Origin of the sequence: Bacillus cereus group sp. Bc031 (genome assembly GCF_027716265.1) — a bacterium.
In the GTDB taxonomy this organism is placed as follows: domain Bacteria; phylum Bacillota; class Bacilli; order Bacillales; family Bacillaceae_G; genus Bacillus_A; species Bacillus_A paranthracis.
Genome location: NZ_JAQFUL010000046.1, coordinates 20,890 through 38,517 on the forward strand (window position 1 = coordinate 20,890; position 17,628 = coordinate 38,517).

The following is a 17,628-nucleotide window of genomic DNA, read 5'->3' on the forward strand; positions in this document are numbered from 1 at the left end:
CTCCTACTTTACGAAATAAATCCAGTGAAACAACGAGCCTATTACTTTTCCAAATACAAGAGCAACGAGTAAAACAACAATCTTCCCCTCTACCCCTACTCGTTTCGCTAAAATAGGTAGAACATTTAACACTTCCGTTAATGCGGCAGCGAGCATTCCAATGAATGTACCACAAAATATTCCTAATATAACAAGCCAATATTGCGATGTTTGAAATGTAATGTTTTTCAAACTACACCAAGCTCCTGTTAATGTACCTGCAATAACTGCCCACTCAAAATATTGAATGTGCTTTCCACTTCTCGTTAATTGAGCTAGACGAGGGATTATACCAAGTACAGCTAAAAACGCAACATATCCGCTACCTACAGCAATTCCTCCTGCTAAAGCAATTAAAATAACGAATCCAGACTCAATCATCGGTAAGTTGTTTCATATTATCCTTGTTTTCATGAACAATTACATATTGGTCAAGTGATTGCTGGTATTGGAACATCTCCACTTCTAACGGACTCGGCTCTTCATTAATACGCTTTTGAAATACATGATTAAAAAATAAAACCATGCCTAGCCCAAGACCTAATGAATAAGGAATTTGAAATAAAAGTGGTTGCGCCTTAAATTCTCCCGTAATCATGTAATATAACCGTTGGTGCACTTGTTGCATGCTTACATCTTCATGAAAATATATGATGGCAAGAGCTGCTCCAATGAAAAGTAACAACCATACAAGTCCGAAAAAAATCGGATGTACTTTCTTTTTTTCATATATAATTTCAACAAGAGTTTGTCCAGAACCGAGTAAATTAATTTGTATATGAGCGGTTTTTCGCCTAATAATCTCAATTATTTTCATAACATCAATTACAACATGCGTTTTATCACGCGCTGTAATTTTATAAATTACCTCATCCTGTAACGACTGAACTACTGCAGCATCTCCGGCAAGTTGAGCAACATCTCCCAGCTTTACTTCATACGTAGGAGAAACTTTTAATCGATTACGCATTTTAATATAAATTGTTTGTTCCAATTTCCATTCACCTCTTCACTCTTCCTCGTAGTTGTAGTATGGTTATTCAATTTTTTTCTAATACAATTTTTTCATAAAAAAACATCTGTACCATTTCGGTACAGATGTTTTTTAGTTTATGCTTTTTTCTTAAATAAATTTGCAATGCTTAATGCGAGCCCTCCCCAAATGACTACTATTCCAATAACCATCATCATAATCGCTGATCCACTCATTATGAAACACCTCGATCTTTCCATTCTTTTTCAAGCTTAGCAGAATCTGAATGTATTTGTGCATTCCATTTTTTTAAACTAATGATTAGCGCAATGATAAGGAACGCTGCTGCAATTGACCAACCATATGTTACGACAAACTCCGTTGGGTAACCTCCATAGTTCTTTTTAATATTTTGGATTGTACCATCAATTAACATGTACCCTAACATAAGCGGAGTAATAACGAGTAAACTCACTCTCCAAAACGTCCCTAACTTAATATCAGATACGAAGTTTGCGTGATTTTGATAAACTGGTAAACGACGTAAAATGAGTCCTATCGTAACTACTTCCGCTAGAGCAATTGTAATTAATCCGAAGTTATTAGCGAAGTAATCCACAACGTCTAGGAACATAAGCCCGCCACGTGTCGCAAAAACGAGAGAAACGAGTACGAGAAGCGTCCCCATAATTCCAATTGTTTTTTGGCGACTTAAGCTGAACTTTTCAGATACAGCAGCAAAACATACTTCCGCAAGCGAGATGAGGGATGTAATTCCGGCAACCGTTAATGATAAGAAAAATAATACGCCAAATAAAGGTGACATCGGTAATTCATTAATAATTTGCGGGAATACTACGAACGCAAGCCCTACACCAGCACTTGCCACTTTATCAACTGGTACTCCCATATTATTTGCCATAAATCCAAGAGCCGCAAAGACCCCAATCCCTGCTAATAATTCAAATCCTGAGTTTGCAAATCCAGTAATAAAGGCATTATTTGTTGTATCTGAGTTTTTCGGTAAATAACTAGAATACGTAATCATAATTCCAAATGCTAAAGATAAGCTAAAGAAGATTTGACCGTAAGCAGCAAGCCATACTTTTCCGTCAAAAATACGACTCCAATCTGGTTTAAAGAATGCATCTAATCCTTGCATTGCACCTTCCATCGTCACTGCACGAACTACGATAATAAGGAACATAACAACTAGTAAAGGGATGAAAATACGGTTCACAACTTCGATTCCTTTTTTAACTCCTTTAAAAGCAACACCAAGCACAATAATCCAAACGAGAGCTAGTGGAATTAATACTTCCGGTACGAGCCCTCCAAACTGTCCCGGTTTATCTGCAACATGTAAATACTCTTTAAATAAAAATGATTCCGTATCTTTCCCCCATGCGCCAGTAATTGCAAAATACGTATATGAAATAGACCAAGCAATAATTACTGCATAATATGTTGAAACGATAAATGTTACACACATTTGCCACCAACCGATAAATTCAGCACGCGGATGAATACGGAAGAACGTAAGTGGTGCTGAACCACGGTGACGGTGCCCAAGAGCAAATTCAAACGCCAATAATGAAATACCAGTCGTTAATAATGCGAATAAGTACGGTAAAAAGAATGCGCCTCCCCCATTTTCATACGCCGTATAAGGAAAACGCCATATGTTTCCTAATCCAACGGCAGAGCCGACCGCTGCAAAAATGAATCCAGCCCTCGTTCCCCATTGTTGCCTCGTTTCCATATTTCCTTCCCCCTTTGTGACAAGTTCATAATTGGATTATATTTTAAATTTACTAAATTATCAATAAATTCTGTTAATTTTTAAGAAAGTTTACAATCTCCTCCTATTAAAGTCATAAAAAAAGATCGAATAGATAACTATTCATCTATTCGATCTTTCATCTGTTTTAATATTTTCTTTTCAAGTCTTGAAACTTGCACTTGCGAAATACCTATTCGCTCTGCTACTTCTGATTGAGTTTGGTCTTTATAATAGCGTAAATATACAATTAAACGCTCTCTCTCATCTAATTCTCTAATTGCTTCTTTTAAAGCAATTTTATCAAACCATTTCGTTTCAGATTGATCTGCAATTTGATCTAAAATAGTAATTGGATCTCCGTCGTTTTCATACACCGTTTCATGTATGGATGAAGGGGCACGACTTGCTTCTTGCGCCAGAACCACTTCCTCTGGCGTTAGTTCTAACGCTTCAGCTACTTCATTAATCGTTGGAGCCCTTCCGAATTCTTTCGAAAGCTCATCTCTCATCTTTCGAATTTTGTTTCCTGTTTCTTTTAAAGACCTACTTACTTTCACTGATCCATCATCACGTAAAAATCGTTGTATTTCGCCAATAATCATGGGAACTGCATATGTTGAAAATTTCACGTCGAAAGATAAATCAAATTTATCTACCGATTTTAAGAGTCCAATACATCCAATTTGAAACAAATCGTCTGGTTCGTATCCGCGATTAAGAAAACGTTGCACAACCGACCATACGAGACGCATATTACTTTGAACAATTGTATCTCTTGCTTGTTGATCTCCATCTTGACTTTTTTGAATTAACGCTTTTAGCTCGTGGTCCTTTAACTGAGGTTTCTTCTTCTCATTTTTGACCTCTATGTCCATAGGCTATTCTCCTTAATTGCATAGAGCGTTACTATTTGATAAGTATTTTGTCAAATGGATTGTTGTCCCGAAAGATTCGTTTGAAATAACTTCTACTTCATCCATAAAATTTTCCATGATAGTAAATCCCATTCCGGAACGCTCTAATTCAGGTTTAGTTGTAAAAAGGGGTTGTCTCGCTTCATCTAAATTAAAGATGCCAATCCCTTCATCTCGAATCGTGAGTTTCACCATTGCTTCTTCCAAAATTACAGAAATATAAACAACACCTTCTGCATTTCCTTCGTACCCATGAATAATTGCATTCGTAACCGCTTCTGACACAACTGTTTTAATCTCTGTAAGTTCTTCCATCGTAGGATCTAGTTGTGCAATGAAAGCAGCTACTGTAACGCGAGCGAACGATTCATTTTGACTTAACGCTGAAAATTGAAGGTTCATTTCATTTCTCATTTATGCCACCCCCAACGTCGCGAGCGCATGCGCTTCACTTTCTTCTAAGCGAACAATTTTAAATAAGCCCGACATTTCAAATAAACGTTTAACAGGCGGTGAAATTGCACAAACAACCATTTCTCCACCTAATCCCTTTACATGCTTATATCGGCCTAATATAACACCTAAACCAGAACTATCCATAAACGATAAGTTCTCTAGGCTCAAAACAATATGATGAACACCATGTGTCTCAATCATATCTGTTACTTTCGTTCGCAACTCTTCAGCAGTATGATGATCTAATTCACCCGCTAGCCTCACACATAGGACGTCACGTTTTACTTCTAATTGCATGGAAAGACTCACACGATTTCCTCCTTATGCTCAAACTTTACTCATTTACATACATAAAGATTTTCGTGATACAACATAAGAATCCTTCCTACTGACAAAAGAAGAACTATTTCGCCATAAAGTGAAACCATTCAGCAATTATTTACTTACATACGAATAGAAAAGCGGCAAAATATTTGCCGCTATTTTGATGTTGAAAACATCCCAAAACTTCTTTTAAATAACTCCCACCAGCTCGCTGCAGCAACATCTTCTTTTGCTACAATTGTTTGTTTTAATAAAACATCTTGATCTTTTTTTATAACAAGTGTACCAAGCGCATCGCCCTTTTTAATCGGCGCTTTCACTTTCTTTTCAGCAATTACTTCTTGCTTTACCTTGTCCATATTTTCGCCCTTCTTCATAAGAAGAGATACATTATCTGACGCAACTAAATCTACTTTTTCTTTTTTCCCTTTTCCTACTTGGACAGTCTTAATTTTTTCGCCTCGTGTATACAATTTCTTTGTCATATATTGACCAAATGCGTAGTCAAGAAGCTTCGTTACTTGATTGTTCCGTTCTTTCGATGTAGGTGCTCCCATAACAACTGAAATAACACGCATCCCATTCTTTTCAGCCGATGCTGTTAAACAATATTTTGCTTCTGTCGTAAAGCCCGTTTTTACACCATCTACTCCAGGATAAAAACGCACTAACTTATTCGTATTAACGAGCCAAAACTTCTTATCCGTATCTTCACGTAAATAGTCTTCGTATTTTCCTGTGTATTTGCGAATAAGTGGGTACTTCATCAATTCTTTCGCCATTATAGCCATATCATTTGCTGTGGAATAATGATCTTTAGCCGGAAGACCTGTCGGATTTTGAAAATGAGTATTTTTCAGTCCTAAATCTTTCGCTTTTTTGTTCATCATATTTACAAAACCTTCTTCTGAACCAGCGATATGCTCTGCTACTGCAACAGACGCATCATTTCCAGATGCAATTGCAATACCCTTTAGCATTTCATTTACGGTCATCTCTTCTCCAGGCTCTAAAAAGATTTGTGATCCACCCATTGAAGCTGCATGCTCACTTGCTCTCACTTTATCGGTCAGTTTTAGTTTTCCTTTTTCAACTTGTTCCATAATTAATAGCATTGTCATAATCTTCGTCATACTAGCAGGCGGTAATTTCTCATTTGGATTTTTATCAAACAAAACTTTACCTGTATCTTGTTCAATTACGATTGCTGACGACGCTTGTTCTGCTAACTTCGGCGTTGTTTCTTCTGTTTTATCCTGCTTCGTCTTCTCAGATTGTGCGAAACTAACTGAAGTACCAGAAAGCAATAACATGAAACAAACAAGTATTCCAAAAACTCGCTTCATGACTAACCCTCCATTCTATATCAAACCTATTTTTTCCAATTCACTGTTTTTTAATACCATATTTTTCTAACATTTTCAGTTGACAAACAAATTCATCACCTTTATTGTATTAAGTGTATTACTCTAAATAGTACACTTAATACAAGTTAGAAAGGAGACATTGCTCTTGCATATTCAACTTGATCCAAGAAGCAACACTCCGATATGGGAACAAATTGTTCAAAATATAAAAGAACTCGTATTAAAGAACATGTTAGCTCCAAGTGACAAACTACCTTCTGTACGAGAACTCGCTTCTTTACTCGTTATAAATCCAAATACAGTGAGTAAAGCGTATCAAGAGTTAGAGCGACAAGGGATTTTTGAAACATTACGAGGAAAAGGAACATTTGTATCCCAATCGATTACTCCAACATTAGACGAAAGGAAAATCGCTATGGTTGAAAAGCAATTTCATCAATTACTATTAGAAGCCTCTTATCTTGGTGTTACGAAAGATAAAATTCATGATTGGATAGATTCATACTATAAAGAGATTGGAGGAAATGCGGATGCTGAAAGTGACAAGCTTGAAGAAAACAATTGATAATCAAACGATTTTAGATGATGTTTCTTTCACATTGCAAAGAGGGAGTATCATCGGATTACTCGGAAGAAACGGTGCGGGGAAAACAACTTTATTACGAACGATGGTCGGCATTTTAGACCCTGATGAAGGGACTGTTACATATGAAGATACAAACGTTCATCAGTGTCCTGAAATAAAGCAAAAAATCGTATATGTTCCGGATTCTACTAACATATTGAACGGATATACGGTAAAAGAAATTGTAAAGTTTTACAAAGAGGTTTATACCGCATTTGATGAAGCATATTTCTATGAACTGTTAGAACGTTTTAACTTACCAAACAAAAGAATTCGTAGTTACTCAAAAGGAATGAAAGCACTGCTCGCCATCATTTTAGCTGTTTCTACAAAAGCAGAATATATCATTTTAGATGAACCGACAAATGGACTTGATCCTATCGTGAAAAGGCAAATTTTACAGTTTCTCGTTGGAGAAGTTGCAGAAAAAGAGATTACCATTTTCATCTCCACTCACCATTTAGATGAAGTGGAACAAATTGCAGATACAATCATTATATTAAAAGGCCATACTATTTCGTCTATTACATCACTAGACGATGCCAAATCACGATTTGCTAAAATCCAAGTAGCTTATGAACGTTCACTACCTCAAAAACTAGAAAACTTAAGCAATATTAAAATATTAAATCAAACAGGAAAAGTATATACAATCTTAATCGAGGGAAATGTAGCTACAACACTGGAAAAGTTTTATAAAGAACAACCACTGCTCATTGAAGAATTAACAATGTCGCTTGAAGATGTCTTCGTTACGACACTGGAGGAGGATGGGTATGTTTCATAAGGCGTTATGGATGTGGAATTGGAAGCGCGGGAAATATGCTGTGTTACTATTCTTCTTTAGTTCGTTTTACTTGTTACCTTTTGGCTACTATAAAAGTGCTCAGCAACAACTTGATGCGTATTATGAATTACAAGAAAAGGGGAAACAGTATTATTATTTTTATATTTTTTCTTCAGGAGAAAGTAATAGTTTTTGGTTAACTATTCTTATTATCGCTTTAGCCTGCTTATTGATAGGATGGGAACGCAGCTACCAATCTAATACACTACTTATGACATTGCCATTTAAAAGAAAAGATGTTTTCTTATCAAAATGGGCTTTCGGTTCATTTTGTATTGTGGGCTCATTACTTATCAATTGGGTTCTTATGTATGTTATTTATAGAACAACGATTCATTTTGATTATCAATCTTTTAGTCCGTTTCATCGATACTTTCTTTATGCGATAGTTTCTTATGTTGCAGTCTATACAGCTTCCTTATGTATCGGTACTTTTACTGGAAGCATCGTTTCGCAGATTATTTTTTGTGTTCCATGGTTACTAGCAGGGGTTACATTTATTACATTACTATACACTTTTACAACTAACCATTTATACGCTGCAAATATTAAAAATGAAAACTTATATCGACAACTTTATGAAATCAATCAAAAAACAAATACAGCTGCACCAATTAGTCATTTTTCTATCAATTATTACTATGATCCGGAATCCCGTAAGATCGAGAACAATCCAACTGCTTTAAGAGATCCAGCATCTCATATATATTATTCAGCAAAATCAATGTTAGTTCCGATTTTTTATACATTAGTTTACTTACTACTTGGAACATATTTATATACAAGATCACCAAATGAAAACACTCAGAAGATATTTATGTTCCAAAAGAGTTTACCGATATGGATATGGGGCTCAACCATTTACTTTGCATTACTAGGCGGCTATAAAATAAACCATTTTAATTTCCTACCTAGTTACTATGTCGGTTTGTTTCTAACCGGAATCATTACTTATGTTATATTATCACGCCTAACAAATTATAAAGTTTTTTAAAGGAGAGATCCTATGTTTCAAAAAGCACTGTGGCTAAGAACGTATCAACAAAGTAAATATGTTGTATGGTTATTTTGGCTCGTCAGCTTCTATACTTTGTCATATCAATACTATATGACTTCTATTCAAGAGCAACAATTTCTAAATGACAATAAAAAGTGGAACTATGTATATCATTACCATTTTGATTTAACACTTCTAGATTCTGTTCTGCTGTTAGGTAGTGTACTTATCGTTCTAGCTTGTACGTTAATTGGATGGGAAAGACAAAATAACGCTAGCGACTTGTTATGGTCTATGCCCTTTAAACGTTCGCACCTTTATATAACAAAGTGGTTATTTGGAATCTGTAATATCGTCGCAGTTGTCATTTTAAACTGGGGGCTATTTGCTATTATGAAAAAGTTAACTTTTCATAATAAATATCAAGTATTCTCTCCCTTTCATAGTTATTTTATATACATGTTAATTGTATTAATCGCTATTTATACAATTACCTTATGTGTAGGTACAATTACAGGGAATATTATATCGCAAGGATTTCTCACTACAACTATATTAATCTTTCCAGCTTTACTTCCATCACTTATCTCCGGAGTCATTGCTGTTCACTCAAACACTGAATTTCATGAAGACAACAGCCTTATACATGATGTGATGGAAAACATACGTATCTCTAGCCCAGCAGAAGATTTTCGTATTTACTTTAATTATGATCCACAGAGCGCTTATACTGATCAAAATGGAGTACGTCATAACGAACCAAACTTTACAAAGATTCCACCGGCAAAAACATTGATTGGACCTATTGCACATATTATTCTTTTATTACCACTCGGTATATATTTATATGCCCGTTCAATCAATGAGCGAAATGGTAACTATCTATTATATCCATAGTTACAAAAGTTAGTAATGGCATGCGCTATTTTCTTTGGTGGGATTGTTGGAGGTTTAATACTAAGTCGAGCGCACTCATTGTCCAGCTTTTACATCGGATTTTTAGTAACTAGTTTCATTACGTATTTCTTCCTACCTAAAATATTAAAATGGAAAGTCTCTTGGAATTTTAAATAAAATAGCCTCCTCTCGATGAGGAGGTTATTTCACATTTTCTCTTCTTTTCCCATACTCTTTTTCTTGTTTCGTTCCAAACCCGTCACCATTTGCGACAATTTGATCTGTTGGAGCAACTATACTTTCAGCAATTCTCCATTCTCCACCTTGTTGAATAAACACTTGCATAAAATAATTCATTCCATTTAATTGATACGGATTTTCTTTTTTTACTTCATAACGCGCTGCAACATAATACACTTGCACATTCTCAGCCTCAAACTTAGAAATATATTGTGATAATCTCGGGATGTACTGTGATGCTTTCTGAAGTGGAAGTTGTTTTACTTTTACAAGAGAAGATTTCGTTACATTGCTTATCGTATCTTCATGCCGAATGTTATCACTGTGATGAAATAAAATAGCATTCTGCATAGAGCGAATCCATAGTTTTGAATATAAAACAGGTTGCTTATTTGAAATATGTTGTAATTCTTTTTGAACGACTTGAAGAGGTGTTGCGGCATCCGCGAATTGATGAAAGCAGAAAAAACTTCCAATCATAATGAAAAGCGTACAAATACGTTTCATTATTTTTCACTCCGATTCTTTTTAATTAAAGTATTGGAGTTTCAAAATGTTTTTATTCAAAAGAAAAAGGATAGGAAAGCTGTCGCTCCCTATCCTCATTTATTATAATACGCGGCCAAATAGCTCTAACACCATTTCTATTTCTTGGTCGCTCCAACCTTTAAATCTCTCTTTATAATATTCTTTTCGTACAGCTTCTAGTTTTTCAGTTACTTCTCTTCCGTGTTCTGTAATTTCTAAGTACACGATACGACGATCTGAATTAGAACGTTTTCTTTCTACTAATCCTTTTCGTACAAGACGATCTGTAACAGCAGTAATATGACTGGAGGTTACGTTTACTTCACTCGCAATTTGCGAAGCCATCTGTGGACTGTTTAAAAATAACGCGCGTAATACAGAAAATTCATTATATGGCATATGTTCTGCAAAACGTGTATTAATATCATTTTGTAATAAACGTATCATCTTTCGAAATGATCCGGATAACTCTAAAATCAGTGTTTCTCTTTTTTCGTTCACTAGCCTCGTCCCTTTTTTATCATATTTACACATATTATAATCTATAAATACCCTCGTTGTATATGCTTTCTTTCTTTAACATTCCCATTTATGTAACTTTTTCATACAAATTTCTTTTTTGTTCACACATATACATATAAAAAGGATGGTGATGGAAGATGCAAGGTGGAATGAATCCTTATTTACACAATGTACGCACAGCTAATACTGGTAAAGAAGCGACTATTACTGTACAAGGTGAGGGTGTTGTCAAAGCGAAACCAAATGTTGTTATACTAACACTTGGCATTCGAACTGATAGTAAAAATGTGAAACAAGCGCAAGAAGAAAATGCAGTACAATCAAAACAATTGCTGGATGCACTTAAACAGCTTGGTATCGCTGATAAAGATATAGAAACGATTTCTTATACGATCACTCCTCAATACGAGTATGTAAATGATAAAGCATTACTACAAGGATATCGGGTGGAACATTTGTATGAAATTACCGTTTTAAATGTACAAAAAGCAGGGGAAGTATATGATATAGCCGTTTCAAATGGAGCAAACGTAGCAAAAGGTTTACGGTTTCGAATATCTCACCCAAATAAATATTATGAGCAAGCTCTCATTCAAGCCCTGCAACAAGCTGTAGAAAAAGCTCGTGCTATTGCGAGTACATACAATTTAAACATTAATCCCGTTCCACTCTCATTCGTTGAAGAATCTGCTCAATTACCAAGGGAAGTCGCGTCCTATGCTACTTTACATGCACAAGCAGCTCCTCCCATTCAATCGGGAGAATTAGAGATCATTTCTACAATACGGGCGATTTTTACGTATTTATAAATAATTCTATTTATAAGTAAACGTTATCATTTTCCTTGTTGTAAAAACATGATGTTCTGATATAATAAAGGACGGTGAGCTCTTACGAAAGAGATATCACGGGTGGGAGAGGGATATGAAAAAGAAGGTTTAACATGAAAGGAATACTTGAAAGAACATTTAAATTAGGTTTACACGAAACATCACCAAAACAAGAAGTTTTAGCTGGAGTTACGTCATTTTTTACGATCGTATATATTATGATTGTAAATGCATCCATTTTATCCGATGCTGGCATTCCTCTTGAAGCTGGAATTTTAGCAACTGTTTTCAGTTCATTTGTCGGATGTCTGCTCATGGCATTTTGGGCAAATGCACCTGCTATTCTTGTCCCTGGTATGGGTGTAAATGCATTCTTCACGTACACTGCTGTCCATACGCTCGGATTAACTTGGCAGGAAGCATTAGCAGCTGTCTTCATCTCTGGTATTATTTTTGCAATTGCTGCGTTTACACCAATTGCTCGCGTGCTTTCAGTATCGATTCCAAAGTCACTAAAGGAAGCTATCACTGTCGGCATCGGATTATTTTTAGCATTTATCGGATTGCAAAAAGGTGGTTTAGTCGTTTCGAATCCAAATACTGCTGTTGCAATGGGTAAATTAAGTAGCCCTGTCGTTCTTGCGACCGTGCTTACTCTTATCGTTGCACTCGTATTATTTATTCGTAACGTACGTGGAAACTTTTTATGGACGATTGCAATAGGAACTGGTATTGCATGGCTGTTTGGCCTTGTTGATACAAGTCAAATCGGAAATAGTTCATTCTCATTCGCTAATTACGGCGATGTGTTTGGGGCTATGTCATTTGGCAAACTTTCTTCCTTACCATTTTGGATTGCAACATTCTCCTTAAGCATGGTGCTTATTTTTGAGAACATGGGACTTCTGCACGGTTTATTAGAAGATGACCGTAAATTCCCACGTGCTTACCAAGCCAATGCAATTTCAGCAATGACATGTGGTCTATTTGGCACAAGCCCTACCGTATCAACAGTAGAGAGTGCCGCAGGTATTACTGCAGGCGGAAAGACAGGTCTGACGTCTATCGTTGCAGGGTTGTTATTCTTTGCATCACTGTTTGCACTTCCGTTTGTCAAACTAATTCCTGATAGTGCCATTGCACCAATCTTAATTATTATTGGCGGCCTGATGATTACAAGCATTCAACAAATTCCTCTGAACGATTTTTCAGAAGGATTTCCAGCGTTCTTAATTATCGTCATGATCCCGCTCACATATAGTATCGCTGATGGCATTGCGTTCGGATTTATTGCTTATCCTATCTTAAAAGTTGCTCTTGGAAAGCGTAAAGAAGTCGCACCGTCTATGTATATCATTACATGCTTATTCTTAGCCATGTTCGTATTACATGCTATTGGTTAAGTAAAAACACCGAGGAATTTCCCTCGGTGTTTTTTTATTTAAACCATCCTTTTTTATAAAACCAAGCCATCATGCCGCCGCCAATTAGTGCCATAATAAGTAAACAAATAAAATAACTATATTGTCCACCAAGCTCTGGCATATGCGTAAAGTTCATTCCATATACTCCCGCAATAAATGTTAATGGCATGAAAATAGTCGAGAATACAGTTAGTGTTTTCATAATGTTATTCATATGATGCGAGTTTAATGAAAAATAGCTATCTCGAATATCTGCTGTTAACTCCCGGCTTGCTTCAATCATTTCGGTCAATTTAAGCAAATGATCATGTATATCTTTAAAATAAATTTCATGATCACTTATACCGTAAAAACGAGTCGAATTTAAAATACGATACAATAAATCACGCATCGGAATAATTGTACGTCTTAACTTCGATAAATCTGCACGTATATCAAATACTTCTTCTAGTACACTTCCTGCCGTTTCACCCGTTAAATTATCATCAATTGCATTTAAATGATCCTCAATGTAATATACAGGCGCAAAATAGTCATCTACAATTTGATCGATAATTGTATGCGCTACGTGCAGGGGACTATTTTTAATACGCTTCTTTTCTCCAAGCGTTTTCCATACTCTTTCAATTGCATTGTTATGAGAAAAGTGGAAAGAAACAATATAACGATCACTAATAAATAAATCAATCTCGTGAGGTTCTAATCCATCCTCACCAAATGCATGAAGAACTAAAAAGTTATATCCATCATAAAAATCAACTTTTGGCCTCTGTACATATTCTATGCAGTCTTCAATTGCAAGGGGATGGAACTTAAAATAATCTTGCAAAATGTATGTATACTCTTCTTTCGTTGGCTTATATAAATCTAGCCAATACCATACAATATGGTCTTTCTTTGTTTCCTCTAGCGAAACATCATATAATACTTCATCTGTTTTTGTTATTGCACAAATTCTAATCATATTTTCACCCATTATTATTATAAACAAAAAATAGTAAAAAAAGCCAAGGAGAAACACTCCCTGGCCCTTCTTTATTATTCAGTAACGATGCCGTGCACTAATGTTGGTGCATCTACATGCTCTTTAGAGATCTTCATGTTCTCATAAATTTTTGCTTTTACGTCTTCTACATTTTCACGGTTTGCGTAAATGGTAACAAGGGATTCACCTTTTTTCACGCTGTCCCCTACTTTTTTACGAAGCATTAAGCCAACTGCTAAATCAATTTCAGATTCCTTCGTCGCACGTCCTGCTCCTAAAAGCATTGCTGCTGTTCCGATTTCATCTGCAACGATTTCTGATACATAACCGTCTTCCTTCGCTTCCACTTCAATTTTAAATTGTGCTTGTGGTAATTTAGAAGGATCATCAACAACAGATGCATCGCCGCCTTGCGCTGATAAGAACGTTTTAAATGATTCTAGCGCCTTACCGTTGTTTATTACTTCAATTAATTTCTCACGTGCATCTTCTAGAGATGAAGCTTGTCCAGCAAGGTATACCATTTGACTTCCAAGCGTTAAACATAACTCTTCTAAATCTTTCGGTCCTTTACCTTGTAATGTATCAATTGCTTCTTGTACTTCAAGTGCGTTACCAATAGCCTCACCAAGTGGTTGACTCATATCAGAAATAACAGCCATCGTATTACGACCAACGTTATTACCAATGCGCACCATTGCTTCTGCTAAACGTTTTGCATCTTCATCTGTTTTCATAAATGCACCTGCTCCAGTTTTTACATCAAGAACAATTGCATCTGCACCAGCAGCAATTTTTTTACTCATAATTGAGCTTGCAATAAGCGGAATTGAGTTTACTGTTGCCGTTACATCACGAAGTGCATACAATTTTTTATCCGCAGGTGTTAAGTTTCCACTTTGACCAATAACTGCGATTTTATTTTCATTTACAAGACGCATGAATTCATCATTTTCGATTTCAACATGGAATCCTGGAACTGCTTCTAATTTATCAATTGTACCACCAGTATGTCCTAGACCACGTCCAGACATTTTTGCAACCGGTACACCTAAAGCGGCTACTAATGGACCTAATACAAGTGTTGTTGTATCACCAACGCCACCTGTCGAGTGCTTATCTACTTTTACTCCTTCAATAGCTGATAAGTCGATTGTATCACCGCTATTTACCATTGCCATCGTTAAATCTGCACGTTCTTGATCGTTCATATCTTGGAAGAAAATTGCCATTGCAAGTGAACTTACTTGATAATCAGGAATATCACCATTTGTATATCCTTCAACAATAAAGTTAATTTCTTCTGTCGTTAATGCATGTCCGTCACGTTTTTTTGCAATTAGGTCCACCATTCTCATTGTGAGGTCACCCCTTCATTTGTTTTACGATTGCTTTTACTAATGCTAAGAAGTTAGCTTTAACACGTTCTGTCGTTTCGATTACTTCATCGTGGTGAAGTGGCTGATCTAAAATACCAGCTGCCATATTTGAAATACAAGAAATACCAAGTACTTTCATACCAGCGTGACGCGCTACAATTACTTCAGGTACTGTTGACATACCAACTGCATCTCCACCAAGTGTGCGAAGCATACGAATTTCAGCAGGTGTTTCATATACAGGACCTGTCATTCCAACGTATACCCCTTCTTGTACTTTAATATTTAAGTCTGCTGCAACTTGTTTCGCCATTTCGCGAAGCTCTACTGTATATGATGTAGACATATCAGGGAAACGTACACCCATTTCAGAATCATTTGGTCCGATTAATGGATTCGTACCCATGAAGTTAATGTGATCTGAAATTAACATAAGATCGCCTGGTTCGAATGATGTATTTACACCACCAGCTGCATTTGTTACAACAACTGTTTCTACTCCTAGTTCTTTCATAACACGAACTGGGAATGTTACTTTTTGCATATCATATCCTTCATAGAAGTGGAAACGTCCTTGCATTGCTACTACTGTTACACCTTGAAGTGTACCGAATACTAGTTGACCTGCATGGCCTTCTACAGTGGAAACTGGGAATTCAGGGATTTCACTGTAAGGTACTGTTACTGCATTCTCGATTTCATCCGCTAATACACCTAGTCCAGATCCAAGGATTAGTCCTACTTGTGGTGTCTCTTGAAATTTCTCTTTTAAATATGAAGCTGATTTTGTAATAAGTTCACGATTCATTTGTTTATCCCCCTATTTCTTTAGCTCGTTTAAGAAGCTTGTTCCGTATTCTGGCATTTTCACACCGAAGTTTTCTGCTACAGTTGCACCAATATCAGCAAATGTTTGACGAAGTGGTAACTCTTTTCCGCCTTCTTTCATGCTTGGGCTATATGCTAATAACGGTACATATTCACGTGTATGATCAGTACCATGATGCACTGGGTCATTACCGTGGTCTGCTGTAATTAATAATAGATCATCTTCTTTTAGTTTTTCGAATACTTCTGGAAGACGTGCATCATATTCTTGCAGAGCTTCTCCGTATCCTTGTGGATCACGACGGTGACCGAATAATGCATCAAAGTCAACTAAGTTTAAGAAGCTAAGACCTGTAAAGTCCATATTTAATGTATCTACAAGCTTATCCATTCCATCCATGTTAGACTTCGTACGAAGTGATTCAGTTACCCCTTCACCATCATAGATGTCAGAGATTTTACCGATAGCAATCACATCATAATCACTATCTTTTAATTCATTCATTACTGTACGGCCGAATGGTTTTAATGCATAGTCATGACGGTTCGGTGTACGTGTAAAGTTTCCAGGCTCCCCAACGAATGGACGAGCAATAACACGGCCTACCATGTACTTCTCATCTAACGTTAATTCACGTGCAATTTTACAAATTTTATATAACTCATCAAGCGGCACTACTTCTTCGTGTGCTGCGATTTGTAGTACGCTATCAGCAGAAGTGTAAACAATTAAAGAGCCTGTTTCCATTTGTTCTTGACCAAGTTCATCAAGAATTTCAGTTCCAGAAGCTGGTTTATTACCGATGATTTTACGGCCTGTTTTTTCTTCTAATTCATCAAGTAATTCTTTTGGGAATCCTTCTGGGAACACTTGGAATGGTGTATCAATGTAAAGACCCATGATTTCCCAGTGGCCTGTCATTGTATCTTTACCAGTAGATTTTTCTTGCATTTTTGTATAATATCCAAGTGGTTTTTCTACTTTAGAGATGCCTTTCATTTCACGAATGTTACCAAGACCTAATTTCACCATGTTAGGCATTTGTAACCCATTCATATGTTCAGCAATGTGACCAATTGTGTCAGATCCTAAATCACCAAATTGTTCAGCATCTGGTGCTTCACCGATTCCAACAGAGTCCATTACGACTAGGAATATACGTTTATATTTATTCATAACTGCGACCTCCTATAAGTTCAGTTCTACTTCTTGTAGTATGTTCAAAACGCTATAAAGTGAAACTGTTCTCCATAAGAATTATCTTTCGTTCTCATTATCAAACAGTACTTCTTTAAATCATTCTCTAACCTATTTCGTTTACCTTGAAACGACTCAAAAACATTTCTAGTTTTTTCTAAGTCAGATGTCAGACATCTGATACTGATATCATAACATGTTTACGCTTTCTTTTTAATACATTTTCGTAGAATTTCTCATTTTCTTCACACTTCTATTGTAATCCATTATGCACAGAAGTGCTAATCATTTTATGATTTATTTCTTCATATAAAGTGAAATTTTAATCAGTAGCGGTTTTGTTCTTTCCCACTAATCATTTTCAGAATAAAAATAAAAAAAGCAGCTCTAAAGAGCCATAGCCATCAAGTTAAGAAAATGAATAAAATTTAACTAAATGGGTCATCCTTCCATGCATACCGCATGGAAGGAT

At 36.0% G+C, this 17,628-nt stretch carries 19 protein-coding genes and 1 pseudogene; 6 read left to right on the forward strand and 14 right to left on the reverse strand.

Going from position 1 to position 17,628, the window contains the following annotated elements; translation table 11 throughout:
- Nucleotides 1–3 precede the first annotated feature (3 nt).
- The 8 genes from spoVAB to dacF all read right to left on the reverse strand — a co-directional run bounded on the left by spoVAB (nt 4) and on the right by dacF (nt 5,835).
- Nucleotides 4–420 (reverse strand): stage V sporulation protein SpoVAB, encoded by a 417-nt coding sequence (gene spoVAB, locus PDQ33_RS17580; RefSeq protein WP_061132237.1) that lies wholly within the window; start codon nt 418–420, stop codon nt 4–6.
- Nucleotides 413–1,033: a stage V sporulation protein SpoVAA gene (spoVAA, locus tag PDQ33_RS17585; RefSeq protein ID WP_000438355.1), complete on the reverse strand. Its 621-nt coding sequence runs from the start codon at nt 1,031–1,033 to the stop codon at nt 413–415. Before spoVAA ends, spoVAB begins: the two co-directional genes overlap by 8 nt.
- A 116-nt stretch (nt 1,034–1,149) precedes the next feature.
- Complete coding sequence (locus PDQ33_RS17590; RefSeq protein ID WP_000016826.1) at nt 1,150–1,248, reverse strand: methionine/alanine import family NSS transporter small subunit; 99 nt, start codon at nt 1,246–1,248, stop codon at nt 1,150–1,152.
- Nucleotides 1,248–2,774, reverse strand: coding sequence for a sodium-dependent transporter (locus PDQ33_RS17595; RefSeq protein WP_000450064.1), 1,527 nt, complete (start codon nt 2,772–2,774; stop codon nt 1,248–1,250). Before PDQ33_RS17595 ends, PDQ33_RS17590 begins: the two co-directional genes overlap by 1 nt.
- 137 nt (nt 2,775–2,911) lie before the next feature.
- Nucleotides 2,912–3,670, reverse strand: a complete 759-nt coding sequence (gene sigF / locus PDQ33_RS17600; RefSeq protein ID WP_000350729.1) for an RNA polymerase sporulation sigma factor SigF — start codon at nt 3,668–3,670, stop codon at nt 2,912–2,914.
- 12 nt (nt 3,671–3,682) lie between these two features.
- Nucleotides 3,683–4,123: an anti-sigma F factor gene (gene spoIIAB / locus PDQ33_RS17605; protein ID WP_001243400.1), complete on the reverse strand. Its 441-nt coding sequence runs from the start codon at nt 4,121–4,123 to the stop codon at nt 3,683–3,685.
- Nucleotides 4,124–4,474 carry an anti-sigma F factor antagonist gene (gene spoIIAA / locus PDQ33_RS17610; protein ID WP_000059133.1) on the reverse strand — a complete coding sequence of 117 codons (351 nt, stop codon included), beginning with the start codon at nt 4,472–4,474 and terminating at the stop codon, nt 4,124–4,126.
- Nucleotides 4,475–4,644: 170 nt separating this feature from the next.
- Nucleotides 4,645–5,835: a serine-type D-Ala-D-Ala carboxypeptidase DacF gene (dacF, locus tag PDQ33_RS17615; RefSeq protein WP_000831986.1), complete on the reverse strand. Its 1,191-nt coding sequence runs from the start codon at nt 5,833–5,835 to the stop codon at nt 4,645–4,647.
- Between the two features lie 166 nt (nt 5,836–6,001).
- Here dacF and PDQ33_RS17620 point away from each other — a divergent pair, with 166 nt between their 5' ends.
- From PDQ33_RS17620 to PDQ33_RS17635, 4 genes and pseudogenes are all read left to right on the forward strand, one after another.
- Nucleotides 6,002–6,421: a GntR family transcriptional regulator gene (locus tag PDQ33_RS17620; protein WP_270756330.1), complete on the forward strand. Its 420-nt coding sequence runs from the start codon at nt 6,002–6,004 to the stop codon at nt 6,419–6,421.
- Complete coding sequence (locus tag PDQ33_RS17625) at nt 6,387–7,268, forward strand: ABC transporter ATP-binding protein (RefSeq protein ID WP_000922153.1); 882 nt, start codon at nt 6,387–6,389, stop codon at nt 7,266–7,268. Before PDQ33_RS17620 ends, PDQ33_RS17625 begins: the two co-directional genes overlap by 35 nt.
- A complete protein-coding gene (locus PDQ33_RS17630) occupies nt 7,258–8,322 on the forward strand; it encodes an ABC transporter permease subunit (RefSeq protein ID WP_061132236.1) in 1,065 nt (354 codons plus the stop codon). The genes PDQ33_RS17625 and PDQ33_RS17630 overlap by 11 nt, the downstream gene beginning before the upstream one ends.
- A 12-nt stretch (nt 8,323–8,334) precedes the next feature.
- Nucleotides 8,335–9,399: pseudogene (locus tag PDQ33_RS17635) on the forward strand (ABC transporter permease subunit).
- A 24-nt stretch (nt 9,400–9,423) separates the two neighbouring features.
- Here PDQ33_RS17635 and PDQ33_RS17640 read toward each other — a convergent pair.
- Together PDQ33_RS17640 and PDQ33_RS17645 are read right to left on the reverse strand one after the other, a co-directional pair.
- Nucleotides 9,424–9,969: a hypothetical protein gene (locus PDQ33_RS17640; protein WP_000820919.1), complete on the reverse strand. Its 546-nt coding sequence runs from the start codon at nt 9,967–9,969 to the stop codon at nt 9,424–9,426.
- A gap of 102 nt (nt 9,970–10,071) precedes the next feature.
- Complete coding sequence (locus tag PDQ33_RS17645) at nt 10,072–10,491, reverse strand: MarR family winged helix-turn-helix transcriptional regulator (protein ID WP_001003315.1); 420 nt, start codon at nt 10,489–10,491, stop codon at nt 10,072–10,074.
- Between the two features lie 158 nt (nt 10,492–10,649).
- Between PDQ33_RS17645 and PDQ33_RS17650 the strand changes: the two genes are divergently transcribed.
- Together PDQ33_RS17650 and PDQ33_RS17655 are read left to right on the forward strand one after the other, a co-directional pair.
- Nucleotides 10,650–11,321: an SIMPL domain-containing protein gene (locus tag PDQ33_RS17650; protein WP_001161454.1), complete on the forward strand. Its 672-nt coding sequence runs from the start codon at nt 10,650–10,652 to the stop codon at nt 11,319–11,321.
- Nucleotides 11,322–11,455: 134 nt separating this feature from the next.
- The gene (locus PDQ33_RS17655) at nt 11,456–12,745 is read left to right on the forward strand and encodes an NCS2 family permease (RefSeq protein ID WP_270394592.1); all 1,290 of its coding nucleotides are present in this window, start codon (nt 11,456–11,458) and stop codon (nt 12,743–12,745) included.
- Nucleotides 12,746–12,779: 34 nt separating this feature from the next.
- On the opposite strand, the gene corA is transcribed toward PDQ33_RS17655, so the two are convergent.
- From corA to deoB, 4 genes are all read right to left on the reverse strand, one after another.
- Entirely contained in the window at nt 12,780–13,742 is a 963-nt protein-coding gene (gene corA, locus PDQ33_RS17660) for a magnesium/cobalt transporter CorA (RefSeq protein WP_033674161.1), read from the reverse strand.
- Nucleotides 13,743–13,804: 62 nt separating this feature from the next.
- Entirely contained in the window at nt 13,805–15,109 is a 1,305-nt protein-coding gene (locus PDQ33_RS17665) for a pyrimidine-nucleoside phosphorylase (RefSeq protein ID WP_061132235.1), read from the reverse strand.
- 7 nt (nt 15,110–15,116) lie between these two features.
- A complete protein-coding gene (locus PDQ33_RS17670; protein WP_001078446.1) occupies nt 15,117–15,938 on the reverse strand; it encodes a purine-nucleoside phosphorylase in 822 nt (273 codons plus the stop codon).
- A 12-nt stretch (nt 15,939–15,950) separates the two neighbouring features.
- A complete protein-coding gene (gene deoB, locus PDQ33_RS17675; protein ID WP_001046082.1) occupies nt 15,951–17,135 on the reverse strand; it encodes a phosphopentomutase in 1,185 nt (394 codons plus the stop codon).
- Between the last annotated feature and the right edge of the window lie 493 nt (nt 17,136–17,628).

Coding starts and splice junctions, on each gene's coding strand:
- spoVAB (WP_061132237.1), bottom strand. CDS start 420: ATGATTGAGTCTGGATTCGTTATTTTAATTGCTTTAGCAGGAGGAATT.
- PDQ33_RS17590 (WP_000016826.1), bottom strand. CDS start 1,248: ATGAGTGGATCAGCGATTATGATGATGGTTATTGGAATAGTAGTCATT.
- PDQ33_RS17595 (WP_000450064.1), bottom strand. CDS start 2,774: ATGGAAACGAGGCAACAATGGGGAACGAGGGCTGGATTCATTTTTGCA.
- sigF (WP_000350729.1), bottom strand. CDS start 3,670: ATGGACATAGAGGTCAAAAATGAGAAGAAGAAACCTCAGTTAAAGGAC.
- spoIIAB (WP_001243400.1), bottom strand. CDS start 4,123: ATGAGAAATGAAATGAACCTTCAATTTTCAGCGTTAAGTCAAAATGAA.
- dacF (WP_000831986.1), bottom strand. CDS start 5,835: ATGAAGCGAGTTTTTGGAATACTTGTTTGTTTCATGTTATTGCTTTCT.
- PDQ33_RS17625 (WP_000922153.1), top strand. CDS start 6,387: ATGCTGAAAGTGACAAGCTTGAAGAAAACAATTGATAATCAAACGATT.
- PDQ33_RS17630 (WP_061132236.1), top strand. CDS start 7,258: ATGTTTCATAAGGCGTTATGGATGTGGAATTGGAAGCGCGGGAAATAT.
- PDQ33_RS17640 (WP_000820919.1), bottom strand. CDS start 9,969: ATGAAACGTATTTGTACGCTTTTCATTATGATTGGAAGTTTTTTCTGC.
- PDQ33_RS17650 (WP_001161454.1), top strand. CDS start 10,650: ATGCAAGGTGGAATGAATCCTTATTTACACAATGTACGCACAGCTAAT.
- PDQ33_RS17655 (WP_270394592.1), top strand. CDS start 11,456: ATGAAAGGAATACTTGAAAGAACATTTAAATTAGGTTTACACGAAACA.
- corA (WP_033674161.1), bottom strand. CDS start 13,742: ATGGGTGAAAATATGATTAGAATTTGTGCAATAACAAAAACAGATGAA.
- PDQ33_RS17665 (WP_061132235.1), bottom strand. CDS start 15,109: ATGAGAATGGTGGACCTAATTGCAAAAAAACGTGACGGACATGCATTA.
- PDQ33_RS17670 (WP_001078446.1), bottom strand. CDS start 15,938: ATGAATCGTGAACTTATTACAAAATCAGCTTCATATTTAAAAGAGAAA.
- deoB (WP_001046082.1), bottom strand. CDS start 17,135: ATGAATAAATATAAACGTATATTCCTAGTCGTAATGGACTCTGTTGGA.